This is a genomic window from Streptacidiphilus anmyonensis, from assembly GCF_000787855.1.
In the GTDB taxonomy this organism is placed as follows: Bacteria; Actinomycetota; Actinomycetes; order Streptomycetales; family Streptomycetaceae; genus Streptacidiphilus; species Streptacidiphilus anmyonensis.
Window position 1 is genome coordinate 23400 of record NZ_BBPQ01000062.1, and the last position, 26255, is coordinate 49654.

At 71.2% G+C, this 26255-nt stretch carries 24 protein-coding genes; 16 read left to right on the forward strand and 8 right to left on the reverse strand.

Features of this window, described 5'->3' with window-relative positions; all coding sequences use genetic code 11:
• On the reverse strand, nt 1-646 hold a 646-nt coding region (locus TR50_RS33385; protein WP_084701391.1), incomplete at its 3' end, for a DUF1028 domain-containing protein.
• Between the two features lie 81 nt (nt 647-727).
• Between TR50_RS33385 and TR50_RS33390 the strand changes: the two genes are divergently transcribed.
• The 7 genes from TR50_RS33390 (at nt 728) to TR50_RS33420 (ending at nt 10067) form a co-directional block, all read left to right on the forward strand.
• Nucleotides 728-1423: a spermidine synthase family protein gene (locus TR50_RS33390; protein WP_042431159.1), complete on the forward strand. Its 696-nt coding sequence runs from the start codon at nt 728-730 to the stop codon at nt 1421-1423.
• A 218-nt stretch (nt 1424-1641) separates the two neighbouring features.
• The gene (locus tag TR50_RS33395; RefSeq protein WP_042365212.1) at nt 1642-2370 is read left to right on the forward strand and encodes a response regulator transcription factor; all 729 of its coding nucleotides are present in this window, start codon (nt 1642-1644) and stop codon (nt 2368-2370) included.
• Nucleotides 2367-3521 carry a HAMP domain-containing sensor histidine kinase gene (locus tag TR50_RS33400; RefSeq protein ID WP_439654265.1) on the forward strand — a complete coding sequence of 385 codons (1155 nt, stop codon included), beginning with the start codon at nt 2367-2369 and terminating at the stop codon, nt 3519-3521. Before TR50_RS33395 ends, TR50_RS33400 begins: the two co-directional genes overlap by 4 nt.
• A 223-nt stretch (nt 3522-3744) precedes the next feature.
• Nucleotides 3745-7566: a multifunctional oxoglutarate decarboxylase/oxoglutarate dehydrogenase thiamine pyrophosphate-binding subunit/dihydrolipoyllysine-residue succinyltransferase subunit gene (locus TR50_RS33405; RefSeq protein WP_042431161.1), complete on the forward strand. Its 3822-nt coding sequence runs from the start codon at nt 3745-3747 to the stop codon at nt 7564-7566.
• Nucleotides 7567-7834: 268 nt separating this feature from the next.
• Entirely contained in the window at nt 7835-8017 is a 183-nt protein-coding gene (locus TR50_RS33410; RefSeq protein WP_042431164.1) for a DUF6104 family protein, read from the forward strand.
• 110 nt (nt 8018-8127) lie between these two features.
• Complete coding sequence (locus TR50_RS33415) at nt 8128-9057, forward strand: DUF4097 family beta strand repeat-containing protein (protein ID WP_042431166.1); 930 nt, start codon at nt 8128-8130, stop codon at nt 9055-9057.
• On the forward strand, nt 9054-10067 hold the full coding sequence (locus TR50_RS33420) for a helix-turn-helix transcriptional regulator (RefSeq protein WP_042431168.1): 1014 nt from the start codon (nt 9054-9056) through the stop codon (nt 10065-10067). The genes TR50_RS33415 and TR50_RS33420 overlap by 4 nt, the downstream gene beginning before the upstream one ends.
• A gap of 87 nt (nt 10068-10154) precedes the next feature.
• Here TR50_RS33420 and TR50_RS33425 read toward each other — a convergent pair whose 3' ends face one another.
• Nucleotides 10155-11117, reverse strand: coding sequence for a zinc-binding dehydrogenase (locus tag TR50_RS33425; protein WP_042431170.1), 963 nt, complete (start codon nt 11115-11117; stop codon nt 10155-10157).
• A 97-nt stretch (nt 11118-11214) separates the two neighbouring features.
• Nucleotides 11215-12408 (reverse strand): NAD(P)-dependent malic enzyme, encoded by a 1194-nt coding sequence (locus TR50_RS33430; protein ID WP_042431172.1) that lies wholly within the window; start codon nt 12406-12408, stop codon nt 11215-11217.
• Nucleotides 12409-12906: 498 nt separating this feature from the next.
• Between TR50_RS33430 and TR50_RS33435 the strand changes: the two genes are divergently transcribed.
• On the forward strand, nt 12907-13476 hold the full coding sequence (locus TR50_RS33435; RefSeq protein ID WP_042431174.1) for a CGNR zinc finger domain-containing protein: 570 nt from the start codon (nt 12907-12909) through the stop codon (nt 13474-13476).
• Nucleotides 13477-13624: 148 nt separating this feature from the next.
• On the opposite strand, the gene sodX is transcribed toward TR50_RS33435, so the two are convergent.
• On the reverse strand, nt 13625-14080 hold the full coding sequence (gene sodX / locus TR50_RS33440) for a nickel-type superoxide dismutase maturation protease (RefSeq protein WP_269084828.1): 456 nt from the start codon (nt 14078-14080) through the stop codon (nt 13625-13627).
• Between the two features lie 181 nt (nt 14081-14261).
• On the opposite strand from sodX, the gene sodN reads away from it, so the two are divergent.
• Together sodN and TR50_RS33450 are read left to right on the forward strand one after the other, a co-directional pair.
• On the forward strand, nt 14262-14657 hold the full coding sequence (gene sodN, locus TR50_RS33445; protein WP_042365147.1) for a superoxide dismutase, Ni: 396 nt from the start codon (nt 14262-14264) through the stop codon (nt 14655-14657).
• A 341-nt stretch (nt 14658-14998) separates the two neighbouring features.
• The gene (locus TR50_RS33450) at nt 14999-15553 is read left to right on the forward strand and encodes a maltokinase N-terminal cap-like domain-containing protein (protein ID WP_042431176.1); all 555 of its coding nucleotides are present in this window, start codon (nt 14999-15001) and stop codon (nt 15551-15553) included.
• Between the two features lie 171 nt (nt 15554-15724).
• Here the strand turns inward: TR50_RS33450 and TR50_RS49340 are convergent, their stop codons facing one another.
• From TR50_RS49340 to TR50_RS33470, 3 genes are all read right to left on the reverse strand, one after another.
• A complete protein-coding gene (locus TR50_RS49340; RefSeq protein ID WP_152648781.1) occupies nt 15725-17701 on the reverse strand; it encodes a putative Ig domain-containing protein in 1977 nt (658 codons plus the stop codon).
• A gap of 332 nt (nt 17702-18033) precedes the next feature.
• Nucleotides 18034-19308: an FAD-dependent monooxygenase gene (locus tag TR50_RS33465; RefSeq protein ID WP_236654695.1), complete on the reverse strand. Its 1275-nt coding sequence runs from the start codon at nt 19306-19308 to the stop codon at nt 18034-18036.
• A 198-nt stretch (nt 19309-19506) separates the two neighbouring features.
• On the reverse strand, nt 19507-21114 hold the full coding sequence (locus tag TR50_RS33470) for a Na+/H+ antiporter (protein WP_042431178.1): 1608 nt from the start codon (nt 21112-21114) through the stop codon (nt 19507-19509).
• A gap of 49 nt (nt 21115-21163) precedes the next feature.
• Between TR50_RS33470 and TR50_RS33475 the strand changes: the two genes are divergently transcribed.
• From TR50_RS33475 to TR50_RS33490, 4 genes are all read left to right on the forward strand, one after another.
• A complete protein-coding gene (locus tag TR50_RS33475; protein WP_042431180.1) occupies nt 21164-21433 on the forward strand; it encodes a UBP-type zinc finger domain-containing protein in 270 nt (89 codons plus the stop codon).
• A 109-nt stretch (nt 21434-21542) separates the two neighbouring features.
• Entirely contained in the window at nt 21543-22013 is a 471-nt protein-coding gene (locus tag TR50_RS33480; RefSeq protein ID WP_042431182.1) for a GNAT family N-acetyltransferase, read from the forward strand.
• A 191-nt stretch (nt 22014-22204) separates the two neighbouring features.
• Nucleotides 22205-22618: an ATP-binding protein gene (locus TR50_RS33485; protein ID WP_042431205.1), complete on the forward strand. Its 414-nt coding sequence runs from the start codon at nt 22205-22207 to the stop codon at nt 22616-22618.
• Nucleotides 22619-22646: 28 nt separating this feature from the next.
• Nucleotides 22647-23759 carry an RNA polymerase sigma factor SigF gene (locus TR50_RS33490; RefSeq protein ID WP_236654696.1) on the forward strand — a complete coding sequence of 371 codons (1113 nt, stop codon included), beginning with the start codon at nt 22647-22649 and terminating at the stop codon, nt 23757-23759.
• A 12-nt stretch (nt 23760-23771) separates the two neighbouring features.
• On the opposite strand, the gene TR50_RS33495 is transcribed toward TR50_RS33490, so the two are convergent.
• Entirely contained in the window at nt 23772-24197 is a 426-nt protein-coding gene (locus TR50_RS33495) for a hypothetical protein (RefSeq protein WP_042431183.1), read from the reverse strand.
• A 112-nt stretch (nt 24198-24309) separates the two neighbouring features.
• On the opposite strand from TR50_RS33495, the gene TR50_RS33500 reads away from it, so the two are divergent.
• Nucleotides 24310-25266: a diacylglycerol/lipid kinase family protein gene (locus tag TR50_RS33500; RefSeq protein ID WP_042431185.1), complete on the forward strand. Its 957-nt coding sequence runs from the start codon at nt 24310-24312 to the stop codon at nt 25264-25266.
• A gap of 333 nt (nt 25267-25599) precedes the next feature.
• Nucleotides 25600-25851 carry a WhiB family transcriptional regulator gene (locus TR50_RS33505; RefSeq protein ID WP_030257455.1) on the forward strand — a complete coding sequence of 84 codons (252 nt, stop codon included), beginning with the start codon at nt 25600-25602 and terminating at the stop codon, nt 25849-25851.
• The last annotated feature ends 404 nt before the right edge of the window (nt 25852-26255 follow it).

Here is a 26255-nt window from a genome sequence, read left to right on the forward strand (position 1 = left end):
CCGCCGCACCCCGCCGGTAGTGGCGGTACGCCTCGCGGAACAACCGGTGGGCGCGGTCGACCCGGAGCAGTCGGCCGAGCTCTGCCGCCGGCGCGGGCGCGTCGTCCACACGCAGGTCGACCGGCTCGTCCTCGCCGTCGCCGACGACGAAGAGCGCCGCCGACTGGCGTCCGCGCCGGTCCCCGCCCGCGGCCTCGCCCGCCGCCAGCGCGGCGAGCAGGCGTTCCGCCAGCGGCTGCCGCGGCGAGGCCGCCGCCCACCCCGCCCACAGGGCGTCGAGCGCGCCGTCCGCGAGGGTGTTGCCCAGGACGCAGACGTGCTCGCCGACGCGGTGGCCGGCCTCGCCCGCGCAACCCGGTCCCGTCCACGCCGCGACGCGGCCGCCCACGTCGACCACGGCGAGCTGCCGGTCGTCCGCCTCCGGCAGCGCGGCCACCGCCGCCACCGCCTCGACCGGGGCGGCGCCGCGCGCCAGCAGGTCGAGCACCGCGTCCCGGTGCCACAGGGGCGAGGACGCCTGGCCGACCGCCACGCCGACGCCCCGCCTCGCCGTGGCGACGCGCGCGCCCACAGCCAGGACGCAGCTGGCCACCGCCACCCCGGTCGTTCCACTCACCGGGTCGTGTGCGATCACAGAGAAGGTCATGCGCCGCAGCGTGCTCCCGCGCGCCGGACCGGGGCCATCGAATTTGCCCCGCGCGGGCACGGCTCGGGCACGATGGTGCGCATGTCCACCCCCTACGCCGACACGCCCGAACTGCTCGACCGTCGCGAAGGTCCGTTCGGTGAGGTCGCCCTCCGCCGTCGCGGGCCGCACTTCGAGATCATCGCCAACGGAACCTTCCTGATGGACACCTCGGACGGACGCTCCGAGCGGCTGCTGGTCAGCGCCGCCCTGGACGCGCTCGACGCGCTGGACGGCGCGCGCGGAGCGCACCTGCTGATCGGGGGCCTCGGCGTCGGCTTCTCGCTCGCGGAGGCCGCGCAGGACCGGCGGCCGGGACGGATCACGGTCGTCGAGCGGGAGCGGGCGATCATCGACTGGCACACGCGGGACGAGGCGCCGCTGGCGCCGTTCGCGGGCGACGGACACGGCGACGCGCGGGCCGAGATCGTGCACGCGGACCTGTTGGACCACCTGCGCACGACCGGGGACCGCTACGACGCGCTCTGCCTCGACATCGACAACGGACCGGACTGGACCGTCACCGATTCGAACGATTCGCTCTACTCCGACACGGGTCTGGACCTGCTCGGCCGGGCCCTGGCCGACGGCGGCGTGCTCGCGGTGTGGAGCGCGGCACATTCCCCCGCATTCGAAGCCCGTCTGCGCGACCGATTCGCCCGAATTGAGGTGATAGAGGTACCCGTACATGTGGAACGTGGGGTTCCCGATGTCGTGTACCTGTCCTCGCGCGGCTAGGTTACTCACGGTATGGTCCTGCCCGTGCCACCCCCCGAAGGGTCGGTTTATCCGACGTCGGCCCGCCACAGCGGCCGTCCGGTCCCTACGCTGCCGAACGGCGGCGACGAAGCGGACTGAACAGGAAGGGGCGGGGGCACCGTACGAACCGTACGACCCGGAAGGCCTGAACAAGCTCGGGCCGGAGAACGCGAGGCCCTGGGGGCGGTGGCGTGACCGTGACGGATGTACAGCAGCAGACGAACAATGGCCTGGGAAACCAGCGCAGAGTGCTGGTCGTCGAGGACGAACCGACGATCGCCGAGTCGATCGCGGCGCGCCTCGGCGCCGAGGGCTTCCGCGTGGCGGTCTCGCACGACGGCCCGACGGCGGTGGACTGCTTCCAGACCTGGCAGCCCGACCTGGTCGTGCTCGACGTGATGCTGCCCGGCTTCGACGGGCTGGAGGTCTGCCGCCGGATCCAGGCGCAGCGCCCGGTCCCCGTGCTGATGCTCACCGCACGTGACGACGAGACCGACATGCTGGTCGGGCTCGGCGTCGGCGCGGACGACTACATGACCAAGCCCTTCTCCATGCGCGAGCTCGCGGCCCGCGTGAACGTGCTGCTGCGCCGCGTCGAGCGGGCCCAGCTCGCGGCCCGCGCGCCCGCCGGCGGCACCCTGCGCCTGGGCGAGCTGGAGATCGACCACGTGCAGCGCCGCGTCCGGGTCTCCGGCGACGACGTGCACCTGACCCCGACCGAGTTCGACCTGCTGGTCTGCCTGGCGCAGCAGCCGCGCGCGGTGCTCACCCGCGAGCAGCTGCTGGCCGAGGTGTGGGACTGGACCGACGCGTCCGGCACCCGCACCGTCGACAGCCACGTCAAGGCGCTGCGCCGGAAGATCGGCGCCGCCTGGATCCGCACCGTGCACGGCGTCGGCTACGCCCTGGAGGCCCCGACACCGTGAGCCGCCGCAACCCCGCCCGACAGGGCCGCACGATCGCGCCACCGCCCGTCGAGGTGAGCCGCGCCGAGCGGTTCTGGGCGGGGCTGCGTCCGCTCGACCCGCTGCGCTCGGTCAAGGCCAAGCTCAACGTGGTGGTGCTGATCTCGGTCTGCATCTCCACGCTGATGGTGGTGCTGGCGCTGAACTCGTCCACCCAGATCCGGGTGGTCATGGTCTTCTCCGTGATCGCCTCGCTGCTGGTCACGCAGTTCCTGGCGCACAGCATGACCTCGGGCCTGCGGGAGATGACCGCGGCCGCGCGGGCCATGGCCGACGGGGACTACACCCGGCGCGTGCACACCCGCTCGCTCGACGAGGTCGGCGAGCTGGCGCACGCGTTCAACACCATGGCCGACGACCTCGACGCCGCCGACCGGCAGCGCCGGGAGCTGATCGCCAACGTCTCGCACGAGCTGCGCACCCCCATAGCCGCGCTGCGCGCGGTGCTGGAGAACGTCGTCGACGGGGTGGTGACCCCGGAGCCGGCCACCATGGCCGCCGCGCTCGAGCAGACCGAACGGCTCGGACGGCTCGTCGCGCACCTGCTGGACCTGTCCAAGCTGGCCGACGGCGCGGACGTGCTGGAGCTGCGCGCCTTCGAGGTCGAGCCGTTCCTGGCCGGGGTGCTGCGCGGCCTGACGGTCGACGGCTCGGTCTCCGGCGGCGCCAGCAGACGCCGCACCGACGTCTCGCTGCGTCTCGACGTCGCCCCCGGGCTCACCGGCACCGCCGATCCGGAGCGACTGCACCAGGTCGTCGCCAACCTCGTCGACAACGCCTGCCGGCACAGCCCGCAGGACGGCACGGTCACCGTGCGCGCCCGCGAGGCCTACGGCGGCGGCCTCCAGGTGGACGTGGCGGACGAGGGCCCCGGCATCTCCCCGGAGGACCGCGCGCGGGTCTTCGAGCGCTTCGGGCGCGGCAGCAGCGCCACCGCGCAGGGGCCCGGCGCCGACGGCGGCACGGGTCTGGGCCTCGCCATCGCGCGCTGGGCGGTCGAGCTGCACGCGGGGACGATCGCCGTCGCGGACTCGCCGCTCGGCTGTCTGATCCGCGTCGAGCTCCCGGGGCCGCGCCGACCGCAGACGATCGTCTCGCACGGCCACCCCTGAACCGCAAGAACGCCCGGATCGACAAGCCCGAACCGAACGAACAGCCCTTCGTTCTCCCCCTTCACGCCCGAGATCTAACCTCGATTTCAGGCCAATGTTTGCGACCGGACTGTGATCTGGGCGACCCTTGGTCTGCGGGACCTGCGCGGACGTGCGGCGGAGGCGTAGCCTTACTACCCGCTGTCCACCATCCACACGGAAGCGGAAGAGGGCGGTTGCCGCCGTGTCTCCACAGTCCCCAAACACGAACAGCTCACCTGCCACCACGGCCGACGTCGGCCCGGGAGCCGCGTTCGGCCCCAACGAGTGGCTCGTGGACGAGATCTACCAGCAGTACCTCCAGGACCCGAACTCGGTCGACCGGGCCTGGTGGGATTTCTTCGCCGACTACAAGCACACCAAGAGCGCGGCCCAGACGGGTGCTCCCGCCGTCGCCGTGGCCGAGGCGCCCGCCGCGCCCGCGGCGGCTGCAGCGGTACCCGCGCCTGCCGCCCCCGTGGCCGCTCCGGCCGTTCCGGCACCGGTGGCCGCTCCGGCTCCGGTTGCCGCCCCGGCTCCCGCCGCTCCGCTGACTCCCAAGCCCGCCGCGCCCACGCCCACCCCGCGTGCCGCTGCTCCGGCCCAACCCGCCGACACCGTTAAGGACAGCACCACTGTGACCGCCCCCGCCGAGGCCCCGTCAGGACCCGAGCTCGTCGCACTGAAGGGCCCCAGCGCCCGGATCGTGGCGAACATGGACGCCTCGCTCTCGATGCCCACCGCGACCAGCGTCCGCGCCGTCCCCGCGAAGCTGCTGATCGACAACCGCATCGTCATCAACAACCACCTGAAGCGCGCCCGCGGCGGCAAGGTCTCCTTCACGCACCTCATCGGCTACGCCATGGTCCAGGCGATCAAGGCGATGCCGGCGATGAACCACGGCTTCCAGGAGAAGGACGGCAAGCCCTTCCTGGTCAAGCCCGAGCACATCAACCTCGGCCTGGCGATCGACCTGACCAAGCCGAACGGGGACCGCCAGCTGGTCGTCGCGGCCATCAAGAAGGCCGAGACCCTCGACTTCTTCGGCTTCTGGCAGGCCTACGAGGACATCGTCCGCCGCGCCCGTCAGAACAAGCTCACGGTCGACGACTTCTCCGGCGTCACCTGCTCGCTGACCAACCCCGGCGGCATCGGCACCGTCCACTCCGTCCCGCGCCTGATGCCCGGCCAGGGCACCATCCTCGGCGTCGGCTCGATGGAGTACCCGGCCGAGTTCCAGGGCTCCGCCGAGGAGACCCTGGCCGCCATGGGCGTCTCCAAGGTGATGACCCTCACCTCGACGTACGACCACCGGGTCATCCAGGGCGCCCAGTCGGGCGAGTTCCTGCGCACGATCCACCAGCTGCTGCTGGGCAAGGGCGAGTTCTACGACAAGATCTTCGAGTCGCTGCGCATCCCCTACGAGCCGGTGCGCTGGGCGACCGACGTGGCCCGCACCCACGACAACGAGGTCAACAAGACCGCCCGCGTCATGGAGCTGATCCACTCCTTCCGCGTGCGCGGCCACCTGATGGCCGACACCGACCCGCTCGAGTACAAGCAGCGCAAGCACCCGGACCTCGACGTCCAGGCGCACGACCTGACGCTGTGGGACCTCGAGCGCGAGTTCGCGGTGGGCGGCTTCGCCGGCCACACCATGATGAAGCTGCGCGACATCCTCGGCGTGCTGCGCGACTCGTACTGCCGCACCGTCGGCATCGAGTACATGCACATCCAGGACCCGAAGCAGCGCCGCTGGATCCAGGCCCGCGTCGAGCGCGGCACCGACCGCCCGGAGCGCGAGGAGCAGCTGCGCATCCTGCGCCGCCTGAACGCCGCCGAGGCGTTCGAGACGTTCCTGCAGACCAAGTACGTCGGCCAGAAGCGCTTCTCGCTGGAGGGCGGCGAGTCCGTCATCCCGCTGCTGGACGCCATCCTCGACTCGGCCGCCAAGGCCCACCTCGAAGAGGCCGTCATGGGCATGGCCCACCGCGGTCGCCTGAACGTGCTGGCCAACATCGTCGGCAAGTCCTACGCGCAGATCTTCCGCGAGTTCGAGGGCAACCTCGACCCGAAGTCGATGCACGGCTCCGGCGACGTGAAGTACCACCTCGGCTCCGAGGGCGTCTTCACCGGTCTGGACGGCGAGCAGATCAAGGTCTCGCTCGCGGCCAACCCCTCCCACCTGGAGGCGGTCGACCCGATCGTCGAGGGCATCGCCCGCGCCAAGCAGGACATCCTCGACAAGGCCGGCGACTCCTTCGACGTGCTGCCGCTGCAGATCCACGGTGACGCGGCCTTCGCCGGCCAGGGCGTCGTCGCGGAGACGCTGAACATGTCGCAGCTGCGCGGCTACCGCACCGGCGGCACCGTGCACGTCGTCATCAACAACCAGGTCGGCTTCACCGCCGCGCCCACGGCGTCGCGGTCCAGCACCTACGCCACCGACGTGGCCCGCATGGTCGAGGCGCCGATCTTCCACGTGAACGGCGACGACCCGGAGGCCGTGGTCCGCGTCGCGCGGCTCGCCTTCGAGTTCCGCCAGGCGTTCCACAAGGACGTCGTGATCGACCTCATCTGCTACCGCCGCCGCGGTCACAACGAGGCCGACAACCCGTCGTTCACCCAGCCGCTGATGTACGAGCTGATCGACAAGAAGCGCTCGGTGCGCAAGCTCTACACCGAGGGCCTGATCGGTCGCGGCGACATCACGCTGGAAGAGGCCGAGCAGGCGCTCAAGGACTACCAGGACCAGCTGGAGAAGGTCTTCACCGAGGTCCGCGAGGCCGCCGCGGTGCCGGCTCCCGCCGTCTCTGAGCGTCCGCAGGCGACCTTCCCGGTCGCGGTGCAGACGGGCATCTCCCAGGAGATGGTCAAGCGCATCGCCGAGTCCCAGGTCGCCCTGCCGGACTGGCTGACCGTGCACCCGCGTCTGCTGCCGCAGCTGCAGCGCCGCGCCACCATGGTCGAGGACGGCACCATCGACTGGGCCATGGGCGAGACCCTCGCCATCGGCTCGCTGCTGATGGAGGGCCACCCGGTCCGCCTGGCCGGCCAGGACAGCCGCCGCGGCACCTTCGGTCAGCGCCACGCGGTGCTGGTCGACAACAAGACCGCCGAGGACTACACCCCGCTGCTGTACCTGACGGAGGACCAGGCCCGCTACACCGTCTACGACTCGCTGCTCAGCGAGTACGCGGCGATGGGCTTCGAGTACGGCTACTCGCTGGCCCGCCCGGACGCGCTGGTGATGTGGGAGGCCCAGTTCGGCGACTTCGTCAACGGCGCCTCCACCGTCGTGGACGAGTTCGTCTCCTCCGCCGAGACCAAGTGGGGCCAGACGTCCGGCGTCACCCTGCTGCTGCCGCACGGCTACGAGGGCCAGGGCCCGGACCACTCGTCCGCCCGCCCGGAGCGCTTCCTGCAGCTGTGCGCGGACAACAACATGACGGTCGCCATGCCGACGCTGCCGTCGAACTACTTCCACCTGCTGCGCTGGCAGACGCACAACCCGCACCACAAGCCGCTCATCGTCTTCACCCCGAAGTCGATGCTGCGCAACAAGGCCGCGACGTCCAAGACCGAGGAGTTCCTGTCCGGCGGCTTCCGCCCGGTCATCGGCGACACCACGGTCGACCCGGCGAACGTCCGCAAGGTCGTCATCACGGCGGGCAAGTTCTACTACGACCTGGAGGCGGCCCGCACGGCGCGCGGCATCACCGACACGGCGATCGTCCGCGTCGAGCGCCTCTACCCGCTCCCGGTCGCGGAGCTCCAGGAGGAGCTCAAGCGCTACGGCACCAACGTCCAGTACGTCTGGGCGCAGGAGGAGCCGTCCAACCAGGGCGCCTGGCCGTTCATCGCGCTGAACCTGGTCGACCACCTCGACGTCGTCGTCGGCCCCTCCGCGGACCGCGGCCGCCTGCGCCGCGTCGCCCGCCCGGCCTCCTCGGCCCCGGCGGTCGGCTCGGCCAAGCGCCACACGGCGGAGCAGGCCGCGCTGGTCGACGAGGTCTTCTCGCTCTGACGCGGCACCGCTAGGCCCGGCTCCTAGCCCCCGGCCCCGGCCACCCCTTCGGGTGGCCGGGGCCCTCGCGTTCCCGGGGCCGGGCGGCCCAGCTCTTCGGCTTCGTGCTGTCCTGGCTCCCCGGCACGACTCTCGGGCGCGAGCTGCCCGCGGAGCGGGGGCCACGGGCCGAGCTGACGGAGGAACGGGAGCGCCACGCGGCTCTGGCCCGGAGGGCGGGCGGCTGACGTACGCTTCGGCCAGGAACCGTACCCGCAGGAGAGAGCACGTGTACTTCACCGACCGAGGCATCGAGGAACTGCAGAGCCGTCGCGGCGAGGAGGAGGTCAGCTTCGACTGGCTGGCCGACCGGCTGCAGGAGTTCGTCGACATCAACCCCGAGTTCGAGGTGCCGGTCGAGCGGCTGGCCACCTGGCTGGCCCGGCTCGACGACGAGGATGAGGACGAGTAGGGATCAACCCTGAGACGACCCTGAGATTCGCGATATAGCTTGACTCTCGATGGCTGCGATATATCGTGAATAGCGACAAGCAGTTCCGTCGCAGCATCGGGGAGTCCGGAATGTCCGAGAAGTGGACCGTCAGCGAGCCGCAGAAGATCACCTTCGGCGAGCCCGTGCGACGGGTCAAGGTGCGCACCATCGCCGGCGCGGTCAACGTCGTGGCCGGCGAGGCGCCGGCGCGGCTGGAGGTCTCGGAGATCGACGGCGCCCCGCTCGAGGTCACCGTGGACGACGGGGAGCTGCTGATCACGTACGAGGATCTGCAGTGGAAGGACTTCCAGTGGAAGTCCCTCGGCCGCTGGATCGAGGGCTGGCGCCAGAAGCGCCGGGCCGTGGTCTCCCTCGTCGTCCCCGCGGGCGTCGAGGTGGAGATCGGCTCGGCCTCGTCCGACACGGTCGTGTCGGGCATCGCCGGCCGGGTCCACGCCAACACCGCCAGCGGCGGCGTGACGCTGGTCCGGGTGAGCGGACCGGTCGACGCGAACACGGTTTCCGGGGCGGTTGAGGCCCACGGAACGTCCGGAGGGCTTAAGATCAACACTGTCTCCGGCGCACTCACCGTCTTCGCCGGAACCAGCGGCGCGCTGAAGGCCAACAGCGTCAGCGGCGCGATGACGGTCGACCTCGACCGTCCGGCGGCCGCCGACGTGGAGCTGACCAATGTCTCCGGCGAGGTGGCCGTCCGCATCCCCGCCCCCGCGGACACGCAGGTCCGGGCCGACACCACCAGCGGCTCCGTCTCCTCCTCCTTCGACCAGCTCCAGGTCAGCAGCAACTGGGGGGCCAAGCGCATCACCGGCACTTTGGGCTCGGGCAGCAGCCGCCTGAAGATCACCACGGTCTCCGGTTCCGTCGCAGTGCTGCGCCGCCCCGACGACGAGGACGGCCCGCAGGCCGAGACACCCAAGGACGCCACGCCCAAGGACGCGACGCCCAACGACAGCGCCCCGCTTGCGATCGACTACCAGAAGGGGGCTGACGAGGCATGAGCCGCCCCGTGTTCGCCCATGGGCGCCTGCGCCTGTACCTGCTCAAGCTCCTCGACGAAGCGCCGCGCCACGGCTACGAGGTGATACGCCTGCTGGAGGAGCGCTTCCACGGGCTCTACGCCCCCTCCGCGGGCACCGTCTACCCGCGCCTGGCCAAGCTGGAACAGGAGGGCCTGGTCGAGCACTCCATGGAGGGTGGGCGCAAGGTCTACCGGATCACCGCGGCCGGCCACGCCGAGTTGGAGGCCCGCGCGGCCGAACTCGCCGAGCTGGAAGCCGAGATCCACGACTCCGTCTCCCAGCTCGCCGACCAGATCCGCGAGGACGTCCGCGACTCCGCGCAGGATCTGCGCGAGGAGATGCGCCGCGCCGCCCGGGAGTCACGCCGTCAGGTCCGCTACGGCGAGGACAGCTGGCGCACCGAGCGCGAGGCCTGGCAGCGCGCCAAGGACGAGTGGCGCGAGGCCAAGGAGCAGGCCAAGGAGCAGACGCGCGAGGCCAAGGAGCAGGCCCGCTCCGCGAAGGAGGAGGCGCGGCAGGCCAAGGAGCAGACGCACGCGGTACGCGAGCAGGCCCGTCGCGAGGCCCAGCGGATCGGCGAGCAGATCAAGGCCCACGTCCGCAGCGGCGACTGGCCCTCGGGCCTGTCCGAGGGGCTCTCCGAGCTCACCAAGACCCTCAGCGGCCTTGCGGATCCGTCCCGTTGGACGCCGCCTGCGGGCGCCCCCGGCGCGCCGACGGACGAGGTGCCGACGTGCGGAGCCCCGAGCTCCCCGGGCAGCGGAGCCCCGGGCAACGCCGCCCCGGGCAACGGCACCCCGCAGGACCTGCCGCCGTGGACGAGGGTGGACGGCCAGGGCGAGCCGCTGCGCGAACTCACCGGCCTGCTGGACCGCTTCCGCGACGAGGTCCGGGACGCCGCCCGCGACACCGGCGTGACGGCGGACTCCCTGCAGCACGCCCGCTCGGTCCTGGCCGACGCCGCGTCACGTCTGCGCCGGCGGTCCTGAGCGCGCGGGCCTGAGCACGCGGCCTTGTGCCGCTGAGGCCCGCCCCCGCCCCTTCGGGGTGGGAGCGGGCCTCACGACGCTCAGCTGTCAGGGCTTCAGCACGATCTTGCCGAAGACGTCGCCCTTCTCCATCCGGGCGAAGCCCTCGCGGGCCTCGGCCAGCGGCAGGACGGAGTCGATGACCGGGCGGACGCCGGTCGTCTGGCAGAAGGACAGGAGCTGTCCCAGCTCCTCCTTGGTGCCCATGGTCGAGCCGACGACCTTCAGCTCCAGGAAGAAGATCCGCGTCAGCTCCGCCGCGGGCGGGTTGGGGCCGCTCGTCGCGCCGGAGATGACCAGGGTGCCGCCCGGCCGCAGCGACTTGATGGAGTGCGACCAGGTGGCCGCGCCCACGGTCTCCATGACGGCGTCCACCCGCTCGGGCAGGCGCGCGCCGCTGGGGAACCAGGCGTCCGCGCCCAGCTCGACGGCGCGGGCGCCCTTGGCCTCGTCGCGGCTGGTGGCCCAGACCCGCAGCCCGGCCGCCTTGCCGAGGACGATCAGCGCGGTGGCGACGCCGCCGCCCGCGCCCTGGACCAGGACGGTGTCGCCCGGCTTCACGCCCGCGTTGGTGAAGAGCATCCGATAGGCCGTCAGCCAGGCCGTCGGCAGGCACGCGGCCTCCTCGAAGGAGAGCCCGGCCGGCTTCGGCAGCAGGTTCCAGGTCGGCACGGCGACCTTCTGGGCGAAGCTGCCCTGGTAGTGCTCGGTCAGGATCGACCGCGGCTCCTTGGGGCCGACGCCGTGGCCGGTCTGGCCGATGACGGAGTGCAGGACGACCTCGTTGCCGTCCTCGTCGACGCCCGCCGCGTCGCACCCGAGGATCATCGGCAGCTTTTCCGCCGGCAGGCCGACGCCGCGCAGCGACCACAGGTCGTGGTGGTTGAGCGAGGCGGCCTTGACGGTGACGACACTCCACCCGGGCCGGGCCTCCGGCTCGGGGCGCTCCCCGAGCTCGAGGCCGCTGAGCGGGTCGTCCGGGGCGATACGTGCGGCATAGGCGGCGAACATGCCTCGACCCTAGAACCGCGCTCGCCCGCCACGGAACCGCGCCACGGTGTGATCTATGGCTCCGCGACGGGCGAGAGACGCCTGGTGTATCGGGCGGTCAGATCCGGGCGACGCCCTCGGCGCGGGCGGCCTCGGCGACGGCCTTGGTGACCGCCGGGGCGACGCGCTCGTCGAAGGGGCTCGGGATGACCTTGGCGGCGGAGAGCTCCTCGCCGACCAGCCCGGCCAGCGCGTCGGCCGCGGCGATCTTCATCCCCTCGGTGATGCGGGAGGCCCGCACCTGGAGCGCGCCGGCGAAGATGCCGGGGAAGGCCAGCACGTTGTTGATCTGGTTCGGGTAGTCCGAGCGCCCGGTGGCCACGACCGCGGCGTACTTGTGCGCCACGTCCGGGTGAACCTCCGGGTTCGGGTTGGCCATGGCGAAGACGAAGCAGTCCGTCGCCATCTTCGCGACGGCCTCCTCCGGCACGGTGCCGCCGGAGACGCCGATGAAGACGTCAGCGCCCTCGAGCACGTCCGCCAGCGAGCCGGTCAGGCCGCCGCGGTTGGTGAGCTCGGCGATCTCGCGCTTGACGTCGGTCAGGTCGGTGCGGCCGACGTGCACGACGCCCTTGCGGTCGCAGAGCGCGACGTCGCCGATGCCGGCCCCGACCAGGATCTTGGCGATGGCGATGCCGGCCGCACCCGCGCCGGAGATGACGGCACGCAGGTCGGCCAGGGTGCGACCGGTCAGCTTGGCGGCGTTGCGCAGCGCGGCGAGGGTCACCACGGCGGTGCCGTGCTGGTCGTCGTGGAAGATCGGGATGTCCAGCGCCTCCTGGAGGCGACGCTCGATCTCGAAGCAGCGCGGGGCGGAGATGTCCTCCAGGTTCACCCCACCGAAGGAGGGCGCGAGGCGGATCACGGTCTCGACGATCTCGTCGGTGTCCTTGGTGTCCAGCGCGATCGGCACCGCGTCGACGCCGCCGAACTGCTTGAACAGGATCGCCTTGCCCTCCATCACGGGCAGGGACGCCTCCGGGCCGATGTCCCCGAGGCCCAGCACGGCGGTGCCGTCGGTCACGACGGCGACGACCTTGGACTTCCAGGTGTAGTCGTTGACCAGCTCCGGCTGCTCGGCGATGGCCGTGCAGACACGGGCCACGCCGGGGGTGTAAGCGAGGGAAAGGTCGTCCGCGTCACGGACCGGAACCGTCGCACGGATCTCCATCTTGCCGCCGCGGTGCAGGGCGAAGGCGGGGTCGAGCGGCTCCTGGTCGATGGAGCGGGGGCTGATGATCTCGGCTGCCACGAGGACCTCTTCGTCGTCGTTCTTTGAGGGTTTGGGTGAGCTGGTTTCTACGTCCGGTTCCGTGCCGGTCTCGACACTAGTCCGGGCTGAGCCGCCGCTGCTTCGTCTTTTTGTCCCGGTGGGAGGGGCTTTCTCCGCCGTTGTGTCGTGAGATCCACCCGCACAGACCGGATCACGTCCACATGCAACGGTGCAGAACAGCACTCGAGAGCGAACGGCGAGCGGCCGGAGTGCGAATGGTGCGTGCCGATCCGGAGCGCGGTCCTGGCTTCCGGTCGCACACACCACCGGATCGGTCCCGAACCGGTGGGCCTGCTCGACTGACGGGGGTCACCCGTGTGCCGATTTTGGCACAGCTCGGGCCGTGGTGGGCAGCGGAGCCTGTTCCGGCTTTCGGTCGGGTACATCACACGCACCCGCGAAGCGTAATACCCTGGTACCTGCAAGGCTCATTACCCGGTTCTCCTCCCCGTCCCTCTTGGCCCTAGGACGACGACCATGGAACTCACCACCTACGCCGACTTCGCCGTCCGGCTGGTCAACACCGAGGAGCCGGAGCGCGGCAAGGACGCCCTGACCAGCGTCGAGGAGGTCCGCCGCCTGTTCGGTCCCGGCGGCCGGGGCGTGAAGCTGGCGGAGGAGGCGGACGTCAACCGCCTGCGCGCGGTGCGCGCCCGTCTGCGCAGCGTCTTCGTGTCCGCGGCGGAGGGCGAGGAGGCGCACGCCGTCGGCCTGCTGAACGGCCTCCTGATCGAGTTCCCGGTCAGCCCGATCATCTCCGGCCACGACCTGCTGGACGAGACCGGCCAACCGCTGTGGCACATGCACCTGGCGGAGAACGCGCCGACCGCCACCGCGCTGTACGCCGCGCTCGCGAGCATGGGCCTGGCCATGCACCTCACCGCGCACGGCGTGGACCGCCTCGGGATCTGCCAGGCGCCGCCGTGCCGCAACGCGTACCTCGACACCTCCACCAACCGCAGCCGCCGCTACTGCAGCGACCGCTGCGCCACCCGCGCCAACGTCGCCGCCTACCGTGCCCGCAAGCGCGAGGCCGCGTCGGCGTAGCCGCAAGGGGCGCGGGGACGTTGCACCGCCTCAGGGGCGCCGGGAACTGCGCGGGAGACCAGTGCCGTGCGGATGGCCCTGCGCCTTGAGAGCCCTCCGCTGAGGCCCCCCGCGTGCCGGTGGCTTTTTCGCGCGCAGGAGCGCCGGGTCAGGCCCGGCGGTAGTCGCCGAACCTGCGGGCCATGCCGTACGGCATCACCCGGAGTGCGCCGTGGCACCAGGTCGGGGGCGCGAGCCAGGCCGGCTTCGGCGCGTAGCGGAGCAGCACGCGGCCGAGGATGAGGTCGTCCGGCACCGGCCCGTAGTCGCGGCTGTCGCTCTCGACCGCGCTGTTGTCCGACAGGAGCCACCAACCCGCCCTGCGGCGTTCGACCGCGCGTTTGACCACCAGGAGGTCCTGGCGGAGCGGATGCTGGGCCACCACGACGGAGCCCGCGCGCACCCGCACGCCGTAATGGCAGAGCAGCCGGTCCCCATGGGAGAGGGTGGGGGCCATCGACGGCCCGTCGACCAGCAGAACTCCGAACCTTCCGGTCACCGGTCCCCCCTCCGGGGGCTCCTGCAACTGCGCCCGCGCGTCGCGGTCACCCATCCGCTCGGCCATCCCCTTCAACCTCGCCCATGCTCGCGACTCCGTCCCTTCCATCTTCGCAAGCGCGCTGGGCAAGTCCACCATCGTTGACGGGACTGCTACGACCTTTGTCCTAAGCCCTCGGGGTGAACGCGAACCGCCGCGCTTTCGGCGGTAACCTCCTCCTGGGAAGACGATCACAGGAAGGACTCCCATGTTCTCTCGGCTGTTTGCTCCGCGGGTTACCGTCCACGCTCACTGCGACCTCCCCTGCGGTGTCTACGACCCGGCCCAGGCCCGTATCGAGGCCGAGTCCGTCAAGGCCGTCCAGGAGAAGTACCAGGCCAACGAGGACCCGCACTTCCGCGCCCGCGCCACCGTCATCAAGGAGGAGCGCGCGGAGATGGCCAAGCACCACGTCTCCGTCCTGTGGAGCGACTACTTCAAGGCGCCCCACTTCGAGAAGTACCCGCAGCTGCACCAGCTGGTGAACGACACCCTGAAGGCGCTCTCCGCCGCCAAGGCGTCCACCGACCCGGCGACCGGCCAGAAGGCGCTCGACCTGATCGCCGAGATCGACAAGATCTTCTGGGAGACCAAGAAGGCCTGACCTTCCGGTCTCGTTCCCTGACCTGTGCGAGGGCGGTCCTCGCGCAGCTCAGGGGCCCCATGAGAGAGGGCCCAGCCGCTTGTTCGGCTGGGCCCTCTCCGCTTCCCGACGCCCGGCTCTGTGGTCAGGTTCATGCCGGGCATGCTGGTTGGCGCCGACGGCCTGGCGTAGGGTCTTGACGAGGCGTCGACGCGGACCCGCGGCCCTCGAACGTCGCAACCACCAAGGGCTCGGCCGTGCGGACGGTCGGGCCCTTCCCCGTCGTCACGTGGCAGTCATCTCGTCGTCGCCCCGCCGCCACCTTGTCCTCGCCCCGTCTTCGACCACCGAGGAGCACTCGTATGGCCATGATCCACCACACCACGATGACCCCGACCAAGCTGGAGCTGCTCGCGCAGTGGCTGCCGCGGCAGCCCTGGTACCAGGGGGACGGGTCGACGGACCTGCGGAGGGCCGGCGGGTTCCGGCTCGACGACCCCGAGGGAGAGGTCGGCATCGAGTTCATGGTGGTCACCGACGGTCCGATCGCCTACCACGTGCCGCTGACGTACCGCGGCGCGCCGCTGGAGGGGGCGGAGCACGCGCTGATCGGCACCTCCGAGCACGGCGTGCTCGGCACGCGCTGGCTCTACGACGGCGTCCACGACCCGGTGCTGCGCGTCCAGTTGACCGCGCTGCTGCGCGGCGCGGCCGAGCCGCAGATGCAGGCCCTGAGCGACACCCCGGACCCGACCGTGGCGAGCGAGCTCGCCGAGGACGCGCCGCAGGAGCCGACCGTCGCGATCGTGCGGGTCCCGAAGGCGGGGGCCGCGCCGGCCGACGCCCTCGGCTCCGTGACCGCCGACTGGACCCTCGCGGACGGCACCGCCGTCCGCGGCGTGCTGGTCCGGGCCTGACGGATCGACGGGCCGCCGGCCGCCGGGCGCTCGCAGCCCGGCCGCCCGGCGCCGCAGCCGACCGCCCCACGAAAGCAGCGAGCGGAGGCCGCCGTCAGGCGGTCTCCGCTCGCGCGTTTCGGCGTGTCCGGCTCAGGGAGCCGTGGCGCCGGTCAGCTCAGTTCGTCGGCGTCAGGAGGCGTTGAGGGCCGTGTCGTCGATGACGAAGCTGGTCTGGGCGCTGGAGTCCTCGGCGCCGGTGAACTTGAGGGTGACGGTCTGTCCGGCGTAGCTGGACAGGTTGAAGGAGTGCTGGGTGTAGCCGCTGGCGGCGTTCAGGTTCGAGTAGGTCGCCAGGGTGCCGAGCACGGTGCCGGAGGAGTTGAGGACCTGGACCTTGAGGGTGTCGTAGGCCGTGGTCGTCGTGGTCTCGGCGGTGTCGACGTGCAGGTAGAACGAGAAGTTCGCGCTGCAGCCGGCCGGGATGGCCACCGACTGGGACAGGGTGTCGGTGTGGGTGGAGCCGTAGCCGTCCAGCCACGCGTCCCAGCTGCCGGAGTGGGCGGGCTCGGAGCTGGAGTTGCTGACGACGCCCGAGGACGCGGTCCACGGGGAGGCGGTGCCGGTCTCGAAGCCGGGGTTGCCCAGCTTCTGGCCCGTGCTGGTGCAGCCGCCGGTCCCGCCGGAGCCGTTCTCGGTCCAGGAGAAGGTGGTGGTGCCGGTGGCACCGGTGGTGTCCTTCGCCGTGACCGTCACCGAGGAGGTGCCCGCGGTGGTCGGGGTGCCGGAGATCAGGCCGGTCGAGGAGATCGACAGGCCGGCCGGGAGACCGGTCGCGGAGTAGGTCAGGGTCTGGCCCGAGGCCGAGTCGGAGGCGCTGATCTGGAGCGACGCAGCGGTGCCGACGGTGCCGGTCTGGGTGCCCGGGTTGGTCACCGTGACGGTGTTGGTGGTGCCGCCACCGTGGGTGAGGATGGTGTGCGAGATGGCGCAGGAGTTGGTGTCGTTCGACCAGCTGGCCTGCTCGGCGAAGGTGCCGGTGCCCATGGTGACGTTGGCGGCGCCGCCGGCGGTGCCGGGCTGCAGCCACGCGCACTCGTCGGAGTTCTCCTGGCCGTTGTAGGACGAGCCGGAGACGTGGTTGGTCCAACCACCCGCCGGGTAGGTGTCCGACATCATCTCGTGCCACTCGTGACCGAGGGTCATCGTGTAGCCGTCCAGCTCACCGGCGGAGCCGGAGCCGTTGACGAAGCCCACGCCGCAGTTCTGGCCGGCGTCCATGTTGTACGGCTGGTTGGAGAAGGCGATGTCGCCGTAGGGCGACGAGGCCGCACCACCGGTGAGAGTGGTGTCGCCGTTGTAGTCGTGCCAGGCGCAGTAGCCCGTGTTGGGGTCCTGGTAGCCGTCCGGGTCGGTGCCGTGCGGCGAGAGGATCACGTAGTACGAGTAGCGGTTCGACGCGGAGGTCGTGTTGCCGAAGTGGCCGGCGGCCTTGATGGCCTCCTGGGCCAGCTGGTTGCCGGTCGCGTTGGTCGGCTCGGCGCCCGAGTTGTCGTACCAGACGCCGGAGAGCACACCGCCGCTCTGGTAGGGGACGAAGCTGGCGTTGCTCGGGCAGCTGGTCGCACCGGAGGTGACGTTGGGGCCGTCACACCACTGCGTCAGGTCGGCCGACCAGGTCTCGCCGCCGGTGCCGATGCCCTTGAACATCTCCTGGGCGACCGGAGCGGCACCGTCGACGTCACCGCTGAAGGTGGAGTCGCCGTTGCTGTTCGTGCTCTGAGTACCCCACTGGGTGCCGTAGTAGACCAGGTAGACCTTGACGTGACTGTCCATCACGCCCACGCCGTCGGTGCCGCCGCCGTAGGAGAGGGTCTCCTGACCGGTCGCCGCCGCGGTGGCCTGGTGCGCGATGCGGTTGCGCTGCTGGGCCTCGTACTGCTTGATGCCCGGCGTCTTGCTGGCGTTGAGCGACGAGCTGAAGGGGTTGAACTCGTTGTTGATGGCGGCGTCGGCGCCGACCATGGCCGCGTTGTGGTGGGCCTGGCCGGAGACACGGTGGCCGCCGCTGGAGGCCTGCGCCGGGGCGGCAAGGGCGAGCCCTGCCGCGGCGAGGGACAGCGAGGCCATACCGGCCAGCGCTGCGCCTCGGATGCGGGAGTTGCGCATGTGGGGAGTGATCCTCTCTCGTCGCGGACGCGGTGAAGACTGGGGACGCGTCCGCTTGCCCTGGGAGAACTCGCAGGCCAGCCCAGCCCCTCGCCAATCAACTCAACGCGCACACAAGAGATTTGGCAGGGTGTCACCACTAGTGGTGGTTGCTGTTCGACCTGGGGCGAAAGCAAACCAGGCTTGACGAATCAAGGTCAATAGGCAATTCACAGGGAGCCGACCCCCACACGGCCTTGAGATGAACAAACGGCGAGCTCAGCGCGGTCTGACGCGCGTAGCCCGCCGTTCGGTGGTTTCTGCGTCCCCCGGCCGGGGGATTGAGGGTTCGTCTACGACTGTGGGAAAACCCCGACCGTCGGACGATTCAGGAGCGGAAGCCCGTATGCCGGAAGCTCGATCGCCTCGGCCGTCCTGACCGTCAGCCGCTCAAAGAACGACTGCATCGTTCGGCGACAGAGCATACGGTAGACGCGATTCCGCTGCTTCAGCTGCCTCCCCGTGACGGGCGCCAGGAACCGTCCCGCGCCCGCGCCCTGCTTCTGGCACTTCGCCACATACGGTCGCATTCGCTCCTCGTAGCGGGCGAACGCCTTCGCGTGGTCCGGCGCCGTCGCCAGCTCGCCCGCCAGGACGTACGCGCCCACGACGGCCAGCCCGTTGCCCAACCCGCCCGGCGCCGGCGCCCAGGCTGCGTCGCCGAGCAGCACCACACGACCGCTGGACCAACGGTCCATGACGATCTGGCTGATCGAGTCGAAGTAGAAGTCCGGCGCGGTCGCCGCCGAGGACAGCAGCGCCGGGACCTCCCACCCGGCGTCCGCGTACCGCTCCCGGACGATCTCCCGCTGGCGGGCGGTGTCCCGGTGGTCGAACTCGAGACCCGGCGCGTGGAAGACCATCATCGCGCCGTCCTCGCCGAGCAGGTTGGACAGCCCGACCATCCGCCCCGGGTCGTTCCACAGCACACCCCTGTCGCGCAGCCCGAGGTGCGCCGGCGCGGTGGTGGAGAAGGTCGCGACGCACCAGCCGGTGTCCCGCCGGAAGCGCTCCTCCGGCCCGAAGACCAGGCGCCGCGTCGTGGAGTGGATCCCGTCCGCGCCGACCACCAGATCGAACTCCCGCGTCGCACCCCGCTCGAACTCGACGGTGACCCCGGCGGCGTGCTCGGCGAGCGCCCGGACGGAGTCGCCGAAGACGTACCGGGCGACCGGCAGGCTCGCCTCGTAGAGGGTCCGGGCCAGGTCGCCGCGGGTCACCTCCAGCTCGCCGCTCATGAACGAGGCCGGGAGCCGCAGGAGTTCGCGACCGCTCGGGTCCAGAACGCTCTGCTCGCCCATCCCCGTGTCCAGCCCGCGGAGCGTGTCCAGCACCCCCATCCGCTCCAGCACCGTACGGTGCACGCGCCCCCGGTAGTCGACCGCGCCACCGCCCTCCCGGAAGGCCGCGGCACGCTCCACGACGGTGACGTCGTGACCGCACCGCCCCAGCCACAGCGCGAGCGCCGGCCCCGCGATGCTGGCACCGGAGATCAGGATCTTCATCTTCTTCGGCAGGCTGTCCACGGTCGGCTCCTCGTCCCTGGCGCCGCGGGCTGCGGCGCTCACGGGAACGAGCCTCGCCCCGACCGCTGACCACGCACGCACCACGCACGCACCACGCAGCCACCGCGCGCACAGCCCGCGCACCGGCCGGCAGGCGCCCGCAGCGCGGCGCGACACGCCACCCACGCCGTTCCCCGCGCCCCGGGAGGGTGCGACTGCCTGGGGGCGACTGGCTGGAAGGTGCAACTGGCTGTCCGGTCGCTACTCCTCCGTGTGCTCCACGAGCGCCTCCTCGAAGTCCAAGCGGCGCACCAGCCTGCGCAGCAGCTCGTCGTCGACGCGGCCCGTGCCGCGCTGCGCGACGAGCGCGCGGCGCTCCGCGTCGAGGGTCTCGCGGGCGAGCCTGCGGTACGCGGAATCCACCGACTCCCCCGTCGCCTCGTGGACCGGCGCGCCCATGCGCTCCCACACGGCGTTGCGCCGCCGTTCCAACATGCGGCGCAGCCGCGACTCCAGCACCTCGGGGACCCGGTTGCGCGGATCCCGCAGCAGCTCGTCCAGGCGGGCCTCCGCGGCCGTCGACGCCTCGTACTGGGCCTGCGCCTCGCGCAGCGTCTGCGCCGCCGGGTCGGGCGGCGGCAGCGGCAGACGGCGGACCAGGGCCGGCAAGGTCAGCCCCTGCACCAGCAGGGTGCCGATCACCAGCGCGAAGACCAGGAACAGCACCAGGTCCCGCTCCGGGAAGGGCGCGCCGTCGTGCGTGGTGAGCGGGATCGAGAAGGCCACCGCCAGTGAGACCACGCCGCGCATGCCGGCCCAGGAGACGACGGCCGGCCGGGTCCAGGAGGGGCGCCCCTCCCGTTCCCGTACGCGTCGGCTGAGCAGGCTCGGCAGGTAGGTCGCGGGCCAGGACCAGACGAAGCGGAGCGCGATCAGCGCGACCAGCAGCACCACCGTCCACAGCGTCAGCTCCCCCACCGAGTAGCCGCGCAACTGCCGTACCACGACCGGCAGTTGCAGGCCGATCAGAGCGAACACCGCCGACTCCAGGACGAAGGACACCATCCGCCAGACCGCCTCCTCCTGGAGCCGCAGGGCGAAGTCGACGCAGTTCGCGTAGTGGCCGAGGTAGAGGCCGACGACCACGACCGCGATCACGCCCGAAGCGTCGAACGCCTCCGCCGCGGCGTAGGCGGCGAAGGGGACGAGCAGCGAGAAGGTGTTGCTCAGCAGAGGGTCGCCGAGGCGCACCCGCAGCCACTGCAACGGCCACATCAGCGCCAGCCCGACCGCCGTCCCGCCCACCGAGGCCAGCAGGAACTCACCGACCGCGCTGCCGAAGGAGAAGCCCTCCCCCACCGCCGCCGCGAGCGCCACACGATAGGCGGTGATCGCGGTCGCGTCGTTGACCAGACTCTCGCCCTGGAGGATCGAGACCAGTTGCGACGGCAGCCCGACCCGGCGGGCGATGGCCGTCGCCGCGACCGCGTCCGGCGGGGCGATCACCGCGCCGAGGACGAAGGCGACCGGCAGCGGTATGGCCGGGATCAACGCGTGGGCGATCAGACCCATCGCCACGGTGCTGAACAGGACGTAGCCGACCGAGAGCAGCACGACAGGCCGCAGATTGGCCCGGATGCTGGTGTAGGAGGCCTCCTGGGCGGAGGAGTAGAGGAGCGGCGGCAGCACCAGCGGGAGCACGATCCCCGGGTCGAGCGTGTAGTCCGGGACGCCCGGCACCTCGGAGGCGAGCAGGCCGGCCACCACCAGCAGCAGCGGCGCGGAGAGGCGGTACCGGCGAGCCGCCCCGGCGACCGCGGTGCTGCCCGCGACCAGGAGGAAGAGGGCGCTGGGACTGCTCAGGGACATAGCGACACAGAACCACACGGCGCGCACCCGGCCCCGTACCCTGGGGGCCATGTCCCCCTCCCGCCCGTGCGCGCACCTCGCGGAGCTGCCCGACCCCGAGCCGGCCGCGGCGACGGACGGCTGCCCGCACTGCGCGGGGCTCGGCCAGCGCTCCGTCGCGCTGCGCAAGTGCCTGCACTGCGGACACGTCGGCTGCTGCGACTCCACACCCGGCCGCTGGGCCGCCGAGCACCACCGGCGGACCGGTCACGCGGTGATGCGCAGCCACGAGCCCGGCGAGTCCTGGCGCTGGTGCTACGAGGACCAGCGCCTGGTCTGAACGTCGGTCCCCGCGATATCGGCCCCCGCGACGTCGGCCCCGCGACATCGACCCCCGCGCGCTCCCCACGCCGCTCCGCTCCGTCAGTCCCCTCGCTTAGGCTTCAGACATGATCCGACCCGCCGTCCCCGCCGACGTCCCCGAGATCCACGCGATGGTGCGCGAGCTCGCGGACTACGAGAAGTCGCTCGCCGAGGCGAAGGCCACGGAGCGGCAGTTGCACGACGCGCTGTTCTGCGCGCATCCCGCCGCGTTCGCGCACGTCGCCGAGGACGAGGCGGGCCGGACCGTCGGGTTCGCGCTCTGGTTCCGGAACTTCTCCACCTGGACGGGGACCCACGGCGTCTATCTGGAGGACCTCTACGTCCGCCCCGAGTCGCGCGGGGGCGGCCACGGCAAGGCCCTGCTGACGGAGCTGGCCCGGATCTGCGTGGAGCGCGGCTACGGGCGGCTGGAGTGGTCGGTCCTGGACTGGAACGAGCCGTCGATCGCGTTCTACCGGGCGCTGGGCGCGGCGCCCATGGACGAGTGGACGGTCTACCGGCTGAGCGGGGCGGCCCTCGCCGAGCTCGGCAGCTGATTTCTCCTGTTTTCGCCACCACCATTGCCACGGTGCGTATATGGGGACCTACTATGAGTCACCGGCAAGCCCGGGGTAGCCGGATGGGCGACATGACGCTCGCGATCGCGGTAGCGTCACCGGTCACGGCACCAATCAGCCACACGGACAGCCACATGAACAGCACGGCACGGAACAGCTCGGAGGTGAGGGTGTCCCAGATCGACGGCGAGCCCGACGCGCAGGACTTCGTCGAGGTCCGACTGCCCGCGGCGGGCGCCTACCTCTCGGTTCTGCGAACCGCGACGGCCGGTCTCGCGGCTCGGCTCGACTTCACGCTCGACGAGATCGAGGACCTGCGCATCGCGGTGGACGAGGCGTGCGCGATCCTGCTTCAGCAGGCCGTGCCCGGCTCGGTCCTCAGCTGCATGTTCAGACTGGTCGGCGACTCGCTCAAGGTGACCGTCTCCGCCCCGACGACGGACGGGCGCGCGCCCGAACGCGACACCTTCGCCTGGACGGTGCTCTCCGCGCTGGCCGGCGAGGTGGAGTCGACCGTCCAACCGGACAAGACGGTGACCATCAGCCTGCACAAGAAGCGCGGGGCCGGCCCCGGCCAGCCGTGACGCGAGGAGACGGGAGCGGGGGATCGCCGTGAGAGACCTCAACCACCGGCCCGGAGCGGACCGGGCCCACGTACCCGCCCAGGCGGACGCCAGCGACCAGAAGCAGACGGAGGCAAGGGTGTTCGCGGACGACCCCGAGCGCGCCGACGCCCGCCCGGCCCCCGAGGCCGAGCCGGCGCGGCCCGCCGACGACGGGCCGGCCGACTTCGAGCTCGACACCGACGACGCGCACGACGTGCACGACGTGCACGGGGACAACGTGCACGACGGGGACGACGCGCACGAGGACGACGTCGAGGGTGACGTCGTCGAGGCCGGGGGCGAGAAGCCGGCCGAGCCGTGGGGTCCCGGCGGCGCGCGCACGGTCGCGCCGCAGCGTCACAGCGCGCCGGACCGCGAGGCCGCCCGCGCCCTCTTCGTGCGGCTCGCACAGCTGCCCGAGGGTTCCCCGGAGCGGGTGGAACTGCGCAACCAGCTGGTGCGCATGCACATCCCGCTGGTCGAGCACCTGGCCCGCCGCTTCCGCAACCGCGGCGAACCGCTGGACGACCTCACCCAGGTCGCCACCATCGGCCTGATCAAGTCGGTGGACCGGTTCGACCCGGAGCGCGGCGTCGAGTTCTCCACCTACGCGACGCCGACCATCGTCGGCGAGATCAAGCGCCACTTCCGCGACAAGGGCTGGGCCGTCCGGGTCCCGCGCCGCCTCCAGGAGCTGCGGCTCTCGCTCACCACCGCGACGAGCGAGCTCTCCCAGCGGCACGGCCGTTCGCCGACGGTGCACGAGCTGGCGGAGCACCTGGGCATCTCCGAGGAGGAGGTGCTCGAGGGGCTGGAGTCCGCGAACGCCTACAGCACGCTCTCGCTGGACGTCCCGGACACCGACGACGAGTCGCCCGCGGTCGCGGACACGCTCGGCGCGGAGGACGACGCCCTGGAGGGCGTCGAGTACCGGGAGTCCCTCAAGCCGCTGCTGGCGCAGCTGCCGCAGCGCGAGCAGCGGATCCTGGTGCTGCGGTTCTTCCGCAACATGACGCAGTCGCAGATCGCGGCCGAGGTCGGCATCTCGCAGATGCACGTCTCCCGGCTGCTCGCCCGCACGCTGGCTCAGCTGCGGGAGAAGCTCCTCATCGAGGAGTAGGAGTTCCCGGCCTCACTGACCCGAGGGCCACAACGCGGCGGTGGTCCTCGGGTGCAGGAGCAGCACGGCTCCGCCGATCCCGACCAGCCCGACGGCCACGCCGAGGGCGACGAACGCCCCGCCGTTCTCGCACGCGAAGTACGCGACCGCCAGGCAGAGGGTGTCCATCATCACCGCCGGGCTGCGTCCCCACTTCTTCAGCCGCAGCAGCGCGCGCCCCGCGGCGAGCGGGAGCAGGCCCATGAGGAGCAGCAGCACGCCGGCGAACTCGGCCATGCCGATCCCGGTCTTGGTGCTGGCGACCAGCGGGGCGACGACGACGTAGACGGCGTAGGCGGCGATCACGAGGCCCTGGGCGATGGAGAGCCACGCCCCGGCGGTCAGCGTCCTCGGACGCACGGAGGCGGCGGCAGCGGGCACGGCGGCATTCACGGTCACCGCTCCAGGCTAGCTTCTGCCCTGTGGATCACTCGCACTGCCTGCCCCGGGGCACGTGGTCCGAGCCGCCCCTCAGGGGTCGCGGCAGCCGCCCGTAGGTACGCTTACCAGCATGCGTGCGCTCCTGGTCGTCAATCCCAAAGCGACCACCACCAGTGGACGAACCAGAGACGTCCTCACGCACGCCCTCTCCCACGACCTGAAGCTGGACGTCGTCGCCACCGGCTACCGGGGACACGCGCGGGATCTCGCCCGCGAGGCGGCACGCGAACGGACGCACGACGTCGTGGTCGCCCTCGGCGGCGACGGAACGGTGAACGAGGTCGTCAACGGACTGCTGCACGACGGACCCGACGAACACCTGCCCGCACTGGCGGTCGTTCCCGGCGGCAGCACGAACGTCTTCGCCCGCGCGCTCGGGCTCCCGAACGATCCGGTCGAGGCGACCGGCGTGCTGCTCGACGCCCTGGCACGACCCGGCGCCCCGCGGCAGCGGGCCATCAGTCTGGGTCGCTCCGGAGGGGAAGGACTCCCGGACCGCTGGTTCACCTTCACCGCCGGGTTCGGGTTCGACGCCGGCGTGGTCGGCCGGGTGGAGCAGGCCCGACGCGGCGGGCGCCGGTCGACGCACGCCCTGTACGTGGGCCAGGCGTGGCGGCAGTTCTTCGAGGAGGGCCGGCACCGTCGCCATGGGCCGATCACGTTCAGTAGCGACGGGGTGGAGCCGATCCCCGGCCTCGCGGTGTCGATAGTCTCCAACACCTCGCCGTGGACGTATCTGGGCAACCGGCCCGTCTACGCCTCGCCGGAGGCCGGTTTCGACACGAGCCTCGACCTGTTCGGCATGACCCGGATGTCACTCGTTCAGACTCTGCGTACGATCCCGCAGCTGCTGGACTCGACGGGCGCCGGACCGCACGGCAAACACGTGGTCGCTTACCACGATCTCCCCGAATTCACCTTGCATTCGCAGGAACCGCTGCCGTTCCAGGTCGACGGGGACCACCTTGGAGAGCGGAACACCATCAGCTTCACAGGCGTATCTCGGGCACTGCGTGTGATTGTGTGAACGCAAGGGCCGTTTGGCCTTGTTCTCGAACGCACGCGCCGCTTCACTCCATCGAAGTACAGGGTGTGACCCAAGCGACACCGACGATTCAAAATTTCCTACCCGAAGGGGGTTGTATCCCGGGTCGAGGTTTGCGAACCTTTACATGGCGATCGGGACGGTCCGTAACGGAGACCGCCTGAGGCGCCCGAATCCACCCGCAACGCCGCGAGCATACGTGCGCCGACCTACCCGTCGGCCCTGTGCCTGCCATCGGGTTCGTGAAAGCGTTCACATTCACAAGCTGCCATTGATGCTGGTGGGATATCCCCGCCTTTAGAGGAGTTGGACAAGATGGACTGGCGCCACCGCGCTGTCTGCCGGGAAGAGGACCCCGAGCTTTTCTTCCCGATCGGCAACACCGGGCCCGCGCTGCTCCAGATCGAGGAGGCGAAGGCCGTGTGCCGTCGCTGCCCGGTCATGGAGAGCTGCCTCCAGTGGGCGCTGGAGACGGGCCAGGACGCCGGTGTCTGGGGTGGCATGAGCGAGGACGAGCGTCGCGCGATGAAGCGCCGTGCCGCCCGCAACCGTGCCCGCACCGCCTGACACGCAGACCGCCTGACACGCAGAGTGCACGCAGAGTGCACGCAGAGTGCACGCAGAGTAACCGCATCACCGTTCCACCTTTCTGATCAACCCTTGATCGAGTGCGCGCCTCCCAGGGAGCGCGAGCACTTTCCTGAGCAATGCACACCTGTGCATTGCTCAACGGCCCCGAGGATTTGATACCGTCGGAGCCGAGGGCAGTCGCCTGTGCCGTGCACAGAGCGCTACTGTCATCACTGAGCCCCTGCTCCGGCCGACTCCCCCCGACGGCCGGAGCAGGCCAGAGGCCCTGCCGAACCTCCCCCCCGTTCGGCAGGGCCTCGCTTTGCCTCCGAACACGGAGAAGCCGAAACGGAAGAGGCCCCCGACCGCAGAGCGGTCGGGGGCCTCTCGCGTTGCTACGT

What these genes read in the sequence shown, in the direction of transcription:
- sodX (WP_269084828.1), bottom strand. Translation starts at nt 14,080, where the DNA reads ATGGCCGAGCGGATGGGTGACCGCGACGCGCGGGCGCAGTTGCAGGAG.
- TR50_RS33415 (WP_042431166.1), top strand. Translation starts at nt 8,128, where the DNA reads ATGTCCGAGAAGTGGACCGTCAGCGAGCCGCAGAAGATCACCTTCGGC.
- TR50_RS33505 (WP_030257455.1), top strand. Translation starts at nt 25,600, where the DNA reads ATGGACTGGCGCCACCGCGCTGTCTGCCGGGAAGAGGACCCCGAGCTT.
- TR50_RS49340 (WP_152648781.1), bottom strand. Translation starts at nt 17,701, where the DNA reads ATGCGCAACTCCCGCATCCGAGGCGCAGCGCTGGCCGGTATGGCCTCG.
- TR50_RS33480 (WP_042431182.1), top strand. Translation starts at nt 21,543, where the DNA reads ATGATCCGACCCGCCGTCCCCGCCGACGTCCCCGAGATCCACGCGATG.
- sodN (WP_042365147.1), top strand. Translation starts at nt 14,262, where the DNA reads ATGTTCTCTCGGCTGTTTGCTCCGCGGGTTACCGTCCACGCTCACTGC.
- TR50_RS33475 (WP_042431180.1), top strand. Translation starts at nt 21,164, where the DNA reads ATGTCCCCCTCCCGCCCGTGCGCGCACCTCGCGGAGCTGCCCGACCCC.
- TR50_RS33420 (WP_042431168.1), top strand. Translation starts at nt 9,054, where the DNA reads ATGAGCCGCCCCGTGTTCGCCCATGGGCGCCTGCGCCTGTACCTGCTC.
- TR50_RS33450 (WP_042431176.1), top strand. Translation starts at nt 14,999, where the DNA reads ATGGCCATGATCCACCACACCACGATGACCCCGACCAAGCTGGAGCTG.
- TR50_RS33470 (WP_042431178.1), bottom strand. Translation starts at nt 21,114, where the DNA reads ATGTCCCTGAGCAGTCCCAGCGCCCTCTTCCTCCTGGTCGCGGGCAGC.
- TR50_RS33435 (WP_042431174.1), top strand. Translation starts at nt 12,907, where the DNA reads ATGGAACTCACCACCTACGCCGACTTCGCCGTCCGGCTGGTCAACACC.
- TR50_RS33390 (WP_042431159.1), top strand. Translation starts at nt 728, where the DNA reads ATGTCCACCCCCTACGCCGACACGCCCGAACTGCTCGACCGTCGCGAA.
- TR50_RS33425 (WP_042431170.1), bottom strand. Translation starts at nt 11,117, where the DNA reads ATGTTCGCCGCCTATGCCGCACGTATCGCCCCGGACGACCCGCTCAGC.
- TR50_RS33500 (WP_042431185.1), top strand. Translation starts at nt 24,310, where the DNA reads ATGCGTGCGCTCCTGGTCGTCAATCCCAAAGCGACCACCACCAGTGGA.